Annotated in this window: 14 protein-coding genes; 5 read left to right on the forward strand and 9 right to left on the reverse strand. The window is 69.2% G+C overall.

The features are described 5' to 3' along the window. Positions 1 to 6: 6 nt before the first annotated feature. The gene (locus BN984_RS11535) at positions 7 to 1,005 is read right to left on the reverse strand and encodes a Gfo/Idh/MocA family protein (protein ID WP_049968284.1); all 999 of its coding nucleotides are present in this window, start codon (positions 1,003 to 1,005) and stop codon (positions 7 to 9) included. A 79-nt stretch (positions 1,006 to 1,084) separates the two neighbouring features. Here BN984_RS11535 and BN984_RS11540 point away from each other — a divergent pair, with 79 nt between their 5' ends. Together BN984_RS11540 and BN984_RS11545 are read left to right on the forward strand one after the other, a co-directional pair. Continuing rightward, the gene (locus BN984_RS11540; protein ID WP_008092568.1) at positions 1,085 to 1,312 is read left to right on the forward strand and encodes a hypothetical protein; all 228 of its coding nucleotides are present in this window, start codon (positions 1,085 to 1,087) and stop codon (positions 1,310 to 1,312) included. A gap of 52 nt (positions 1,313 to 1,364) precedes the next feature. Next, positions 1,365 to 2,387 carry an aldo/keto reductase gene (locus tag BN984_RS11545; protein WP_049968285.1) on the forward strand — a complete coding sequence of 341 codons (1,023 nt, stop codon included), beginning with the start codon at positions 1,365 to 1,367 and terminating at the stop codon, positions 2,385 to 2,387. A gap of 45 nt (positions 2,388 to 2,432) precedes the next feature. Here BN984_RS11545 and BN984_RS11550 read toward each other — a convergent pair whose 3' ends face one another. The 4 genes from BN984_RS11550 to BN984_RS11565 all read right to left on the reverse strand — a co-directional run bounded on the left by BN984_RS11550 (position 2,433) and on the right by BN984_RS11565 (position 5,239). Continuing rightward, positions 2,433 to 2,837 carry a metal-dependent hydrolase gene (locus BN984_RS11550; protein ID WP_008092571.1) on the reverse strand — a complete coding sequence of 135 codons (405 nt, stop codon included), beginning with the start codon at positions 2,835 to 2,837 and terminating at the stop codon, positions 2,433 to 2,435. A gap of 12 nt (positions 2,838 to 2,849) precedes the next feature. Beyond that, complete coding sequence (locus BN984_RS11555; protein WP_008092573.1) at positions 2,850 to 3,083, reverse strand: SelT/SelW/SelH family protein; 234 nt, start codon at positions 3,081 to 3,083, stop codon at positions 2,850 to 2,852. A gap of 66 nt (positions 3,084 to 3,149) precedes the next feature. Further along, positions 3,150 to 3,809: a DUF7546 family protein gene (locus tag BN984_RS11560; RefSeq protein ID WP_049968286.1), complete on the reverse strand. Its 660-nt coding sequence runs from the start codon at positions 3,807 to 3,809 to the stop codon at positions 3,150 to 3,152. Between the two features lie 23 nt (positions 3,810 to 3,832). Beyond that, positions 3,833 to 5,239, reverse strand: a complete 1,407-nt coding sequence (locus tag BN984_RS11565; RefSeq protein ID WP_049968618.1) for a heme o synthase — start codon at positions 5,237 to 5,239, stop codon at positions 3,833 to 3,835. 162 nt (positions 5,240 to 5,401) lie between these two features. Between BN984_RS11565 and coxB the strand changes: the two genes are divergently transcribed. Further along, positions 5,402 to 6,163: a cytochrome c oxidase subunit II gene (gene coxB / locus BN984_RS11570; protein ID WP_008092577.1), complete on the forward strand. Its 762-nt coding sequence runs from the start codon at positions 5,402 to 5,404 to the stop codon at positions 6,161 to 6,163. A gap of 124 nt (positions 6,164 to 6,287) precedes the next feature. On the opposite strand, the gene BN984_RS11575 is transcribed toward coxB, so the two are convergent. Both BN984_RS11575 and BN984_RS11580 read right to left on the reverse strand, forming a co-directional pair. Further along, positions 6,288 to 6,716 carry an adenylyltransferase/cytidyltransferase family protein gene (locus BN984_RS11575; RefSeq protein ID WP_008092579.1) on the reverse strand — a complete coding sequence of 143 codons (429 nt, stop codon included), beginning with the start codon at positions 6,714 to 6,716 and terminating at the stop codon, positions 6,288 to 6,290. Further along, positions 6,713 to 7,198 (reverse strand): Mov34/MPN/PAD-1 family protein, encoded by a 486-nt coding sequence (locus BN984_RS11580; RefSeq protein ID WP_004977600.1) that lies wholly within the window; start codon positions 7,196 to 7,198, stop codon positions 6,713 to 6,715. Before BN984_RS11580 ends, BN984_RS11575 begins: the two co-directional genes overlap by 4 nt. A gap of 102 nt (positions 7,199 to 7,300) precedes the next feature. On the opposite strand from BN984_RS11580, the gene BN984_RS11585 reads away from it, so the two are divergent. Together BN984_RS11585 and BN984_RS11590 are read left to right on the forward strand one after the other, a co-directional pair. After that, a complete protein-coding gene (locus BN984_RS11585) occupies positions 7,301 to 8,155 on the forward strand; it encodes a fructosamine kinase family protein (RefSeq protein WP_049968287.1) in 855 nt (284 codons plus the stop codon). A 104-nt stretch (positions 8,156 to 8,259) separates the two neighbouring features. Then, positions 8,260 to 10,161, forward strand: coding sequence for a DHH family phosphoesterase (locus BN984_RS11590; RefSeq protein ID WP_008092584.1), 1,902 nt, complete (start codon positions 8,260 to 8,262; stop codon positions 10,159 to 10,161). A gap of 27 nt (positions 10,162 to 10,188) precedes the next feature. Here BN984_RS11590 and BN984_RS11595 read toward each other — a convergent pair whose 3' ends face one another. Together BN984_RS11595 and BN984_RS11600 are read right to left on the reverse strand one after the other, a co-directional pair. Then, positions 10,189 to 11,877, reverse strand: coding sequence for a phospholipase D-like domain-containing protein (locus BN984_RS11595; protein WP_049968288.1), 1,689 nt, complete (start codon positions 11,875 to 11,877; stop codon positions 10,189 to 10,191). Between the two features lie 126 nt (positions 11,878 to 12,003). Beyond that, the gene (locus BN984_RS11600) at positions 12,004 to 13,263 is read right to left on the reverse strand and encodes a HEAT repeat domain-containing protein (protein WP_049968289.1); all 1,260 of its coding nucleotides are present in this window, start codon (positions 13,261 to 13,263) and stop codon (positions 12,004 to 12,006) included. Between the last annotated feature and the right edge of the window lie 9 nt (positions 13,264 to 13,272).

Here is a 13,272-nt window from a genome sequence, read left to right on the forward strand (position 1 = left end):
CGCGACTCAGGCGTCGCCGTCGACGTTGACTCGCCTGCCCGTCGTCGCCGACTCGTAGGCAGCCTCGGTCAGCGCGGTCACGTGGAGAGCGTCCTCGGCCGGGATGGCGAGGTCGGCCTCGTCGCGCGCGGCGTCCACGAAGTTCCGGAGCTTCTTCCGGGTCAACTCCTCGAAGTCGGGCGTCGGCGGCGTGGCGGTGTAGGTCATCCCCCCCTCGGCCACCTCGATGGTCTCGCCGTCGAAGGCGACCATCCCCTCGGTGCCGATGACGCGGAGCGACTCGCCGGGGTCGGGGACGCTCTGTCCGTCGCCGGAGACGCCCACGCTCGCGGTGAGGCGGTCGCCGTCGCGGTCGAGGACGACCGCGAGCGCCGAGTTCACGTCCACGTCGTGGCCGCGGTGGTCGACCGCCGCGGCGACCGTCACCGGCGTCGAGCGCGTCACCCAGAGCACCGCGTCGAGGAGGTGCGACCCCGAGTCGTACAGTTGGCCGCCGCCCGAGAGGGACGGGTCGCCGCGCCACTCGTCTTTCGTCCAGCGAATCCATTCCTGTTCGAGGTGGCAGACCACCATGTGCGGGTCGCCGATGCGGCCGCTGTCGATGACGCGCCTGAGTTCGTGAAACCGCGGGTCGAAGCGGCGTTGGTAGCCGACCGCGAGGGTGAGGCCGCGCTCCTCGGCGCGGTCGACGAGCGCCCGCGCGCCGCCGAGGTCGGTCACCATCGGCTTTTCGAGGTGGACGTGGAGGTCGGCGTCGAGCGCCGCGAGCGCCTGGTCGAAGTGCTTGGTGTGCGGTGAGGCGATGGTCACCGCGTCGAGGAACTCGGCGTCCAGCAGTTCCTCGGTCGTCTCGTAGGTCAGCACGTCGAACTCGTCTCCGAACCGCTCGCGCACCTCGTCTACGGGGTCGACGCCGGCGACGACGCGCACGCCCTCCAGTTCGTTGAGCAAGCGGCACTCCAGCACGCCGAGGCTTCCGAGGCCGATACCTGCGACTCTGAACATGGCGTAGTAGTCGCGCGGAAGCCGCAAAAGCGTGCGGGCGAGTTGCAAGGGCTTCCCGGGTGGCTCGTGTGGGTCGGCCATGGACGACGCAGTCCTCCAGCGGTTCGCCGTCGTACTCGCGTTGGTCGGGGTGGCCCTCCACGTCACGTCGCTCGCCGAGAACCCGTCGCAGGGGTTCGTCACCGTCGGGTTCGCGGTGCTCCTCCTCGCGCTCGCGCTCGGCGGCGCGCCGGTCGCGCGCGGACTGTTCGAGTTCGAGACGGACGCGACCCGCGCCGAATCGCCCGACGCCGACGAACAAGGCTGAGCGTCTCGCCGCTACTCGCACGCTTTAGTCGCCCGCCGTCGTGGCATCGACCATGAGCCTCGACTATCGACGACTCGGGTCGACCGGCACCCGCGTCTCTGAGTTGTGCTTCGGCACGTGGCGATTTGGTCGAAAGAGCAGCGGCGTCCTCGAGACCGACGAGGAGGAGGCCCACGAACTCCTCGACGCGTTCGAGGAGCGCGGCGGGAACTTCATCGACACCGCCAACGTCTACGGCAACCCGAACGGCACCTCCGAGGAGTACATCGGCAACTGGCTGGCCGAGCGCGACCGCGAGGACTACGTGCTCGCCTCGAAGGTGTACTTCCCGTTCGACGAGGACAACCCCAACGGTCGCGGCCTCTCGCGGACCCACATCCGCAACCAGATCGAGGGCACGCTCGACCGCCTCGACACCGACTACCTCGACCTCTACTACATCCACCGCTGGGACGAGGAGACGCCCATCGAGGAGACGCTCCGGGCGCTCAACGGCCTCGTCGAGGAGGGGAAGGTCAACTACCTCGGCGCGTCCACGATGGCGTCGTGGCAGCTCACGAAGGCGCTGTGGAAGTCCGACGTGCACGACTACGCCCGCTTCGACGTGACCCAGCCGCTGTTCCACGCCGGCTACTACGAGGACGTGAAAGACTACCTCGACGCGTGCGGCGACCAGGACATCGCGGTCTGTCCGTACTCGCCGCTCGCGGGCGGTTTCCTCACGGGCAAGTACGAGCGCACCGACTCTGACGACCCGACCGAGTACGTCGCGCCCGACGGCGCGCGCGGGTCGTTCGACGAGCGGTTCGACCGGTTCTACGTCTCCGAGCGCGGCTGGAAGGTGCTCGACGAGATTCGCGCGGTCGCCGACGAAGTCGATGCCAGCCCCGCGCAGGTCGCGCTCCGCTGGCTGATGGACTACCCCGAGGCGACCGTCGTTCCCATCGTCGGCGCGCGGACGACCGACCAACTCGACGAGAACGTCGGCGCGGCCGACGTGGACATCTCGACCGACCAGTGGGAGCGCATCATGAACGCCCGCTACGACGAAGACGGTCGGCGCTGGGGCCACTAAGCGACCGCGGGCGACGCGGGCGACCGGACCAGCTTGCGACTCTTTTCACGCGATGCCGAGGTCTCGCAGGTAGTCGCAGACGACGTGGACGTAGAGCACGACCGCGAGAAACGCCGCGAGCGACCCGAGTCCCGAGAGCGCGACCGCGCCGACGGCGACGCCGCCGACGAGGTGGTGACTCAGGAGTCGCTTGCGATTGAACTCGGTGTCGAACTCCTCGAACACCCGCTCTTGGTCGAGGAGGCCGACCCGCGGGTTCGTCACCGCGAGCCGCAAGTTCGCCCAGTCGCCGCGCTGGACGCGGGCGATGACGAAATGGTCGAGGTCGATGAAGACGCTCACGAAGACCGCGCCGGCGACGAGAAGCGGCAGGCTCCCCGGCGGGTCCAACGCGACCGCGGCGACTGCCCCGGCGACCGCCCCGACGACGGCGTGTTCGAGTGACTTCACGTCCCGCCCCGTTCAGTCGACGTGCGGGCGGACCCGCCGGAGCACGAGGTCCGGGTCGAACTCGTCTTCCGACTTGTCCCAGACGCGCTCGCCGTCGACGGTGACGGTGAGAACGCCGTGGTCGCCCGTCACGAGCGCCACGCGGTCGAGCCGGTCGCCGAACTGTTCGAGCAGCGCGTGCTGTAGTTGCTCGGCGCGGTCGAGGAAGCCGCAGGGAACGCAGTATTCGATTTCGACGCTTGTCATGACCGGACGTTCACGGCGAGCGCGTAAAAGCGAGGGGGCGGGCCGCGAGCGCTCCTGGGACCGTCACTACGACGTCCCGAAGCCGGGTCGCCACCGGAGCAAGACGACGGTGACGAGAAAGACCAGCGTCGAGAGGTCGTACGAGAGCGTCGTCACGGTCGCGGCGATGGCCGTCCCGCCGCCGAAGACGCTCGTGGCGACCGACGCGAGAATGGGCCACGAACACGAGACACAAGAGAACAGGCCGACGACCCCGGAGACGGCCGCGCCCGCCGCCTCGACGACCGTGTCGTAGACGAGGAACGCGAGCGCCGCGTAGCCGACCACGCGCGCCGGCATGAGGACGAGGTTGAACAGGTCGCCGCCGTAGACGAGCGCCGGGCCCCACCCCGGCGGGAGGAAGGCGACGCGGACGCCGTTCGTGCCGCCGGGCACGGGTGAGGTGACGAGGCCGCCGGCGACCGCGAGGAGCGCGAAGTAGCCGACCGCGACGACGGCCGCCTTGCGCTTCGTCGCGGCGGAGGCGGGCGCGACGTCGGTGTCGAACATGACCCAGAGGCCGACGATGACCCACGCGACGCCGTAGAGCGCGTAGCGCGGCGCGCCGACGCTCGCCTCGGTGAAAAACAGGTAGACGAACGCTAGGATCAGCGTCGTGTTCACGGCGAAGGCGGCGCGGAGCAGACTGGCCCGCGAGGGGCGGGGGAGTGCGGATGCGGTTGCCATGTGTGGGGAGTAGCGGTCGGGGCTCAGAGCGCGAGCGTGTCGACGACGATGGCGAGGAGCAGCATGCCGAGGTAGGCGTTCGAGGCGTGGAACGCCCGGAACGCGGCGGTGTCGTCGCGCTCGTAGTGCAGGCGCACGACGAAGTAGAGGAACGCGCCGCCGAAGAGGATGCTCGTCACGAGGTAGACGATCCCGAGAGCGTCCATGACCGCGAGGCCGGCGGCGGCGACGAGCGTCGCGCCGAGCCACCAGAGGATGTGTTTTCGCGTCTCGGTCTCGCCGCGGACGACGGGCATCATCGGGAAGCCGCCGCGGGCGTAGTCGTCCTTGTAGGCCAACGCGAGGTTGTAGAAGTGCGCGGGCGTCCACAGGAAGATGACCACGGCGAGGACGACGCCGCCGAGGCCGACGTCGCCGGTGACGGCGACCCAGCCGATGAGCGCCGGAAGCGCGCCGGCCGCACCGCCGATGACGGTGTTCTGGACCGTGTTTGGCTTCAGGATGAGCGTGTAGACGACGCTGTAGAAGGCGATAGCGACGACGCCGAGGACGGCCGCGAGCCAGTTGACGGACGCGAACAGCGCCACCGACGCGACCGTCAGAAGCAGGCCGAACGCGACGGCATTGCGGACGGGCACGAGGTCGACCGCGAGCGGCCGGTCGCTCGTCCGCTGCATCCGGCGGTCCACGTCGCGTTCGAGAACGTGGTTGAACGTGCCGGACGCGCCGATAGAGAGGACGCCGCCGCCGAGTGTCGCCGCGATGACCTCGGGCGTGAGGCCGGGCGAGACGGTGCCGGCGAGCGCCATCGCCGCCGACGCGACGAGACAGAGGAGCCACATCAGCCGCGGCTTCATGAGCCGGAAGTACGCGTTGACCGTCGCCTTCGCGCGGGCGACAGGTTCGGTCGGGACCGGCGGTCGCTCGCCGTCGTCGGTCGGGGGGCTCATCGACGGGGTGCCGACCGGCGCGTCGTCGGGGTCGCCGGTGGCCGCTTCGAGCGTCCACGCGAGCGCGGCGACGAAGCCGCCGAAGATGACCATCCCGAGAACCAAGTGGAGCGTCGAGAGCGCGGGGCCGACGCCGACGGTGGCGACGACCGCGCCGAGACCGGCCTGTGCGGGGTAGAGCACCGCCGACGCAGTGACGGTTGCTCTCACCCGGCGGGACGTGTCGGTTCGCCACGCCGAGACGAGCGTGGCGAGCGTGAGGAGACCGACGAGGACGGCCGCGACGCGGTGACCGAGGGCGACCCAGCCGTCGAGCGTCGCGGGGAGCGAAAAGCCGTCTCCGCACGCGGGCCAGGCGCTACACGCGGCGGTCGCGTCCGTGAGCGCGGTCGTCGCGCCGACGATGAGAAGCAGATAGACGCCCATCGCCGTCGCGGCGAGCAGGCCGTGGAACGTGTTCGAATCGCGATTCGTGGCCACGAAATTCACCTACGGGCCTGTTGGGCCGTCCCGTATTTAGGACCCGCGCTTTTCCGCCTCGCGTTCGGGTGCCGCTCCCCGCGATATGGCGGGGGCGGGTTGATAAACGGCGGGCCGAGAGTCGGTATGCATTTATGCGGTTGTTCCTAAGTCTCGCTCAGCATGAGAAAGACGCGTTTCGCGCTCGCGTCCCTGCTCGCGACGGTCGTGATGGCGCTCGTTGCCACCCCCGCCGCCGCGCAGGCGTCCGCCACGTCGGAACTTATCAACCAGCTCAACGGGAAGCTGCTGTACGTCGCTATCCCGATTACCGTGCTGGTGGAGGTCATCCTCCTCTACACGGTCATCAAGTTCCGCAACAGCGAGCGCGCACTGCCGACCAAGGAGAACCGCCGGCTCGAAATCACGTGGACCATCGCGACAGCGATTATCCTGCTTTTCGTCGGCGTCGCCTCCTACGGCGTGCTGGCCAACGAAAACGTCACGCACCAGGGCAACGACATCGCCATGGACGACGACCCGGTCGTCGTCACGGCCGAAGCCTACCAGTGGGGTTGGAACATGTACTACCCCGAAGAGGGTAACTTCACGTCCGGCAACGAGATTGTCATCCCCAAGGACCGCCCGGTCTACTTCCAGGTGACTGCAACGGACGTGATACATGGATTCCACGTCCCCAAACTCGGCCTCAAGCAGGACGCGATGCCGGGTTCGACGAACACCATCAAGACCGTCGCCTACGAGGAGGGCACCTACCAGGGCTACTGTACTGAGTACTGCGGCGTCGCGCACTCTCAGATGTACTTCACCGTCGAAGTCGTCTCGCAGGAAGAGTACCAGAACTGGCTCGACGAGCAGCAGTCGGCCAACAGCGAGTCGTCGTCCTCGTCTTCGAACTCCACCGCGACGAACTCCACGCAGTAACGGACCTCCCTTCTCTTTCGACGCTCCCCGCCGAGTGACGACGCTCGCGCTCGTCGCGTTCGGCCGTCAGAGAACGCTTCGAAACGTCGGCGAATCGGGTCGTGCGTCGAAGACGGGCGAGGTCTCAACAGCGCCGCTCGACGATGCGGTCGATGATGCGGCCCGTCGAGAGGAGTTCGTCGTCGTGGCGCTGCTCGCGCGGCGTCGCGCGCGTGACCTCGCAGTCGATGCCGCGGGCGTCGAGGGCGGCTTTGATGCCCGACTCGTCGTGGTGTTGGTCGTAGCCGAGGACGATGACGTCGGGGTCGATTTTCTCGATAGGGACGAAGATATCCTCGGCGTGGCCGAGGTGCGCCTCGTCGACCACGTCGAGCGCGGCGACCATGTCGCGGCGCTGGCGGTCGTCGAGTATCGGCTTCGGCTTGTGCGTCACGTTCTCGCCGCGGGCGATGATGACGTGGAGTTCGTCGCCGAGCGACGCGGCGTCCGAGAGGTAGTGGACGTGACCGGGGTGGAGGATGTCGAAGGTCCCCTGGGCGATGACCCGTCTCATCGGTCCAACTCCGCGTCGATGTCGTCCTGCGTGAAGTCGAAGAACGATTCGGGGTCGGGGAGGTCGACGTCGAGCACGTCGAGGTCGCGGACCTCGCCCGACTGGTCGAACGCCTCCCAGTCATCGAGGCCGTAGGGCGCGCCGATGATGATGTGGACCCGGCCGCTCCCGAAGGTGTCGAGGTCGGCGTCGCTCGGTCGGAGGACGCCGTTCGGGTGCGAGTGAATCGACCCGACGGCGCGGAAGTCGTTCGGCACGAGGTCGTTCCTGACGGTCGCGCTGTAGGGGTCCGAGACGGTCCCCGGGATGATGAGCACGTCCGTCACGACGTAGCCGTCGCGGTCGACGCCGAGTCGGCGGGCGTCCTCGCCGCGGAGGAGTCCCATGTACTCGTTCGGATGCGTCTCCGCAGAGGCTTCGAGCGCGAAGTCGAGGGCGTCGGCGGCGATGCCGACGACCTCCCGCGACCGGAAGAGTCGCATACCGAACCGTCCGCGGGCGCTCCATCTAAGGGTTCCGGAACGCCGAGTCGGTCGCCGGAACGGAACCGCCATACTGAGGTCGGCGCTCGCCCGAACTCCGGTGTGACGCTCGATTCCGACCTCGTCGCCCGCGTGACGAACGCGCTCTCCGCGGACGCGCCGCCGACCGCGACGACCGAACTGGACGGCGGGCACGTCGGGCGCGTCTACCGTCTCGACTTCGACGGGCGCGACCCCGTCGTCGCCAAGGTCGGCGACACGCCGCTCGACGTGGAGGCCGCGATGCTCGACTCGCTCGGTTCCGCCGGGCTCCCGGTCCCCGCGGTCCACCACGCCGACCCCGGCCTGCTCGTCCTCGACTACGTCGAGGGGACGTCCGACCTGACTCCCGCCGCCGAGCGCGACCTCGCCGTCCACCTCGCCGCGCTCCACGAGACGACCGCGCCGGCGTTCGGCTTCCCCTACGACACGCTCTCCGGCCCGTACCGTCAGCCGAACCCGTGGACCGACTCGTGGGTCGAGTTCTTCCGCGACCAGCGCCTCCTCCCGTGGACCGATGCGGCGCTCGATTCGGGACTCCCGGACGCGACCGCCGAGCGAATCGAGTCGGTCGCGGGCGACCTCGACGCGCTCCTCGTCGAGCCGGCGGCTCCGCGACTCGTCCACGGCGACGTCTGGGGCGCGAACCTCCGCGTCCGCGGCGACCGCGTCGTCGCCTTCCTCGACCCGGCGTGTTACTACGGCCACCCCGAGGTCGAACTCGCCTACATCGACTGGTTCGACGCCGCCGGCGACGATTTCTTCGACGCCTACGACGAGTCACGACCCATCGCCGACGGCTTCTTCGAGGAGCGCTCGCCCGTCTACGCGCTGTTTCCCCTTCTCGAACACGTCCGCGTCTTCGGAGGAGACTACGTCCCGTCGGTCGAAGACGCGCTTGACGAACTCGGGTACTGACGCCCAGTCCCCGCAGTGTTCGGGGCGAATCGAGTCGTGGGAACCGGTCGCGCACGTGAGATGCTTTTGTAAAGCTTAACACTACCCCCTAACCTAGCGGGACCATGAGCGACGAGCACGCCGGGGATTCCGGCGACGACTCGGGTCCGAATTCGGACGCACGACCTATCGTCTACGATCTCGCACCGAACTGTACCGCCGACGACGTCGAGACCGACGCCTACTACCACGCCGTCGTCAACGGCGTCGTGGAGTACGGTATCTTCGTCGACATCTCCGACTCCGTCTCCGGTCTCATCCACGAGTCCAATCTCTCGACCGACTACGAGGTCGGCGACCGACTGGTCGTCCGCCTCGAATCCGTCCGAGAGAACGGCGACATCGCGTTCGCCGAGGAAACGCCCGACGACTACCGCACGCTGACCGTCGACCACGAACCGACCATCACGCCTATCTCCAACCTTACAGTCGGCGATTCGGTCACGGTCGAGGGCGTCGTCACGCAGATTAAGCAGACCGGCGGTCCGACCGTCTTCCGCATCGCCGACGACTCCGGCATCGTCGCGGCCGCCGCCTTCGAAGAGGCCGGCGTCCGCGCGTTCCCCGAAGTCGACCTCGACGACGTGGTCCGCATGGCCGGCACCGTCGAAGACCACGAGGGGACCCGCCAGCTCGAAGTCGACGGTCTGACCGTTCTCGACGACGAGACCGCGGCCGACGCCCGCCAGCGCATCGACGCCGCGCTCGACGAGCGCGCCGAGCCCGAGCCGGTCGAACCGCTCGTGGAGTGGCCGGCGTTCGAGAAGCTCCGCGGCGACCTCGAAGACGTGGCCCGCCTGCTCCGCCGGACGGTCCTCGAAGGCCGCCCGATTCGCGTCCGCCACCACGCCGACGGCGACGGCATGTGCGCGTCCGTTCCGGTCCAGCTGGCCCTCGAACGGCTCATCACCGAGGTCCACGACGACCCCGACGCGCCGCGTCACCTGTTCAAGCGCCTGCCGAGCAAGGCCCCGTTCTACGAGATGGAGGACGTGACCCGCGACCTGAACTTCGCGCTCGAAGGTCGCGCCCGCCACGGCCAGCGGCTCCCCTTCCTGCTCATGCTCGACAACGGGTCGACCGAGGAGGACGTGCCCGCCTACGAGAACCTCGCGCACTACGACGTGCCCATCGCCGTCGTCGACCACCACCACCCCGACCCCGAGGCGGTCAACCACCTCCTCGATGCGCACGTCAACCCGTACCTCCACGACGAGGACTACCGCATCACGACCGGCATGATGTGCGTCGAACTCGCGCGGATGATTCACCCCGACGTGACCGACGAACTCCGTCACGTCCCCGCCGTCGCCGGGCTGTCGGACCGCTCGAAGGCGGAGGTCATGGACAACTACATCGCGCTCGCCGAGGACGAGGGCTACGACCGCGAACAGCTCCTCGACGTTGGCGAGGCGCTCGACTACGCCGCCCACTGGCTGCGCTACAACGACGGCGCGTCCATCGTCAACGACGTGCTCAACGTCGGCTGCGACGACGATGAGCGACACCGCGAGCTCGTCGAGTTCCTCTCGACGCGCGCCGAGCGCGACGTGGACCGTCAGCTCGAAGCGGCCGAACCGCACCTCGAACACGAGCGCCTCGACAGCGGGGCCAACCTCTACCGCATCGACCTCGACAAGTGGGCCCACCGCTTTACCTACCCCGCGCCGGGCAAGACCACGGGCAAGCTCCACGACCGCAAGGTCCAGGAGACGGGCGAGCCGGTCATCACCATCGGCTACGGTCCCGACTTCGCCGTCCTCCGCTCTGACGGCGTCCGCCTCGACATCCCGCGGATGGTCGCCGAACTGAACGAGGAAGTCGTCGGAGGCGGCGTCTCCGGCGGCGGCCACCTCGTCGTCGGTTCCATCAAGTTCGTCAGCGGCATGCGCGAGGAGGTCATCGACAGCCTCGTCGAGAAGATGGCCGAAGCCGACATCGACGAAGAGCTGTCGACGACGGCGTAAGGTCGCAGTCGCGGCTCACGCGGACACTTATTCTTCGAACTCCAGTCGCCTGAGCGCCGCGACTCCGACGACGACCGCGAGGGCGGCCGCGGCGACGAGCCCCGGCTTCGACTCCGCCCCGCGCCCGCTCGCTCGCCAGTCCGCCGCGAACGCCCCGCGGAAGTACGCCGCGGCGGCCGGGTCCGACAGCGCGAGGACGACTTCGCGGTTCTCGCGGGCCGAGTGTCGGTTCCAGTTGAGACTGCCGACGAGCGCGGTGTCGTCGGCGACGACGCCCTTCGCGTGAATCGCGCCGTACCGGCCGCCGGGTCGCGCGAGGCGGACCGAAAGCGGCTTTCCAGCCCTGTCGGCCCACTCGTTCAACCGCTCCGCGAGCGCGCGGTTTTCCTCCTCCACGTACCACGCGCTCCCGAGGAGGAGCCGAACGCGGACGCCGCGGTCGGCGGCGCGCTTGAGCGCGCGAACGAACGGCCCGCCGGCCTCGACGGTCGGCTGTAGCACGTCGATTCGGGCGTCGGCGGCGTCGAGTCGAGAGACGACCGCGGACTCGGCGTTGTCGGGCGCGCGGAGGACGGCGACGCGGTCGACCCGAACGGACTCTGGCGCGATGCGGGAGGGATACGAGCCGTTCGCCGACTCGGTGCGGACGAACGACCGACCGACTCGGTACGTCTCCCACGGGACCGTCTCCGGGAGCGCCGCGTCGTCAGCGAAGGTGGCCGCGAGGTCGGCTGCGACGCTCGGAGAGCGCGCGACGACGCCCCAGCCGCGGCTCTTTCGCCCGCCGGTTCCGGCCGGTTTCCAGTTCTCCGTCATCACGAGCGCCGCGTCGTCGACGACGGCGTACTTCGGGTGATGAAACGAGTGCGGGTCGCCGACGACGCGGACCGAGACGCCGGCGTCGACGAGGCGGTCGAGGACCCGCGCCGACCGCCGCGGAAAGCCGCCGACCGGGCTGTCTTCGACCAGCACCGACACGGCGACGCCGCGCTCGCGGGCGGCGACGAGTTCGTCGGCGACGCGCGCGGAGGAGACGACGTAGCCGGCGAGCAGAATCCGCTCGTCCGCGGACCGGAGCGTCGAGACCGGGCGCTCGGGTGAGTCCGGGAGGACGAACAGCGTCGCGTTCGCGGGGCCGTGGGTCGCGACGTCCCGTCGGGGGAGGGACCGCGGCCACCACGACCACGCGCCGTCCCGGCGTTCGAGGAGCGCGCCCTCGTGGCTCCGGTCGTAGGTAAGGCGGTCGGCGACGACGCCGTTTCCGCCTTCGATAGGGGCGCTGACGCTCCCTTCGTAGCCGTCGTCACCGACGACGCGGAGCGTGACCGTCTCGCCGCCGTTGGCGAGGTCGAGGCCGGGCGCGACGACGGGGTGGTCGGTCAGGTGCGCCGCCGCGTCCGGGTCGGCGGCGACGGCGACCGTCCCGCCGGGTGCGGCGAACGAGACGGTGTCTTCGCCGTCGGACAGCGAGAGTTCGGTTCCCGCGGGCGCGGCGACGGCGACGAACTCGCCGCGGTCGTCGGGCGTCGCCGGGTCGGGCAGCGCGGAGACGATTCGAGGGCCGCCGGACGCCGACGGGTCGGCGGGGGTAGCCGAGTCGGGCGCGTTCGTCGCGTTCGTCTCGCCCGGCGCGGCCGCTATCGGCGCGGGAACGACGGCCGCGAGCAGGACCACGAGCGAGGCGGCGAGCGCGGCGGCGAGGGCGCGACGAGACACACCACGCGGTGGTCGCGTCACCCTACAAAAACGTTCGCGACCGGTGGCTCAGCGCGAGCGGTTGCGAGAGAAAGAACACGAGAGGAAAACCGCAGAACCGCGAGGGTGTCGCGTCGTCGTGCGGCCTCAGACGGTCGCTTCGGCTTCGACGTCGTCGCCGAGGAACTCGGCGGCGAGTTCGGCCTCGCGTTGGACGAGGAACGAGCGGTCGTCGACGTAGCCGGCGGCCGCTTCGAGCGCGTCTTCCGTGCCGATCTGTCGGAGCGCCCACGCGGCGCTGGCGCGGACGGAGTCCACGTCGTCGTCGGCGACGACGTCCGAGAGCGGGTCGACGGCGCGAGTGTCGCCGATGAGGCCGAGCGCGCGCGCGGCGGCCGAGCGGACGTTGTCGTTCTCGGTGACGAGCTTGTTCGCGATGGGCTGGGTCGCCTCCTCGGAGCCGATTTCGCCGAGCGCCTTGAACACGACCTTCTGGAGCGCGGGGTCGCTGTCGGTGTCGACGTAGTCGACGAGCATCTCGACGCCCTCCTCGGCGGCCATCTTGCCGATGGCCTTGATGACGCCCTTGTCGCGGCGCTTGGCCTGCCCCTCGATGGTCTCGTAGGCGCTGTCGTCGTTCATCCGCGTGAACGCCTCGATGCAGTACTCCTGCATGAAGTCGGACTGGAAGCTCTCGAACGCGAGGGCAATCATCTCGACGTTGCCGCGCTTTTCGTGTTCCTTCAGCGCCGACAGCTCCGGCGGGTAGTCCTTGTAGTGGCCGAGCACGTCGTAGAAGCCCTGCACTTGGAGCTTCTCGCGGGTTTCGAGGTCGTCCCACTCCTGGGCGTCGTCGAGGCCGTCCGCGAGGCCGTCGGCGACCTCGATGAGGTCCGCGATGGTTTCTGCGTCCTCGTCGGCGTCGAGGTCGGCCGCTTCGACGGCCGAGACAGCGTCGTCGACGGCGGCGGTGAGGGAGTCCTCGTCGTCGCCGTCGACGGAGACGCTCGCGTCGAGCACGCCGTTGAACTCGTCGGCGAACGTCTCGACCGCGGCGACGATTTCGCCTTCGCCCTGCTCGGTCCACCGGGTGTCTGCGATGGTGGACTTGGCCTCTTCGAGCGTTTCGACGGCGTCTTCGGCGTAGGGACCGCGCTGGGATTCGAGTTCGTCGCGCAGGTCGGACAGGCGCGATTCGAGTTCCTCGGCGGGGTCGTCCTCGTCTTCGTCGTCCGGTTCGGGCAGGTCCGCGGCCTCCACGTCGGCCTCGATGTCGTCGAGCGTGGCCTCGACCTCGTCGAGGTCGGCTTCGGTCTCGGCCGCCTCGAGAGCCTCCTCGGCCTCGGTCAGGCGCTCGTCGAAGCTCTCGGGCGAGAGTTCTGTCGTGTCGTCGTCCCCGTCACTCATATGCCGGAA

The organism is Haloferax prahovense, assembly GCF_000723845.1.
In the GTDB taxonomy this organism is placed as follows: Archaea; Halobacteriota; Halobacteria; order Halobacteriales; family Haloferacaceae; genus Haloferax; species Haloferax prahovense.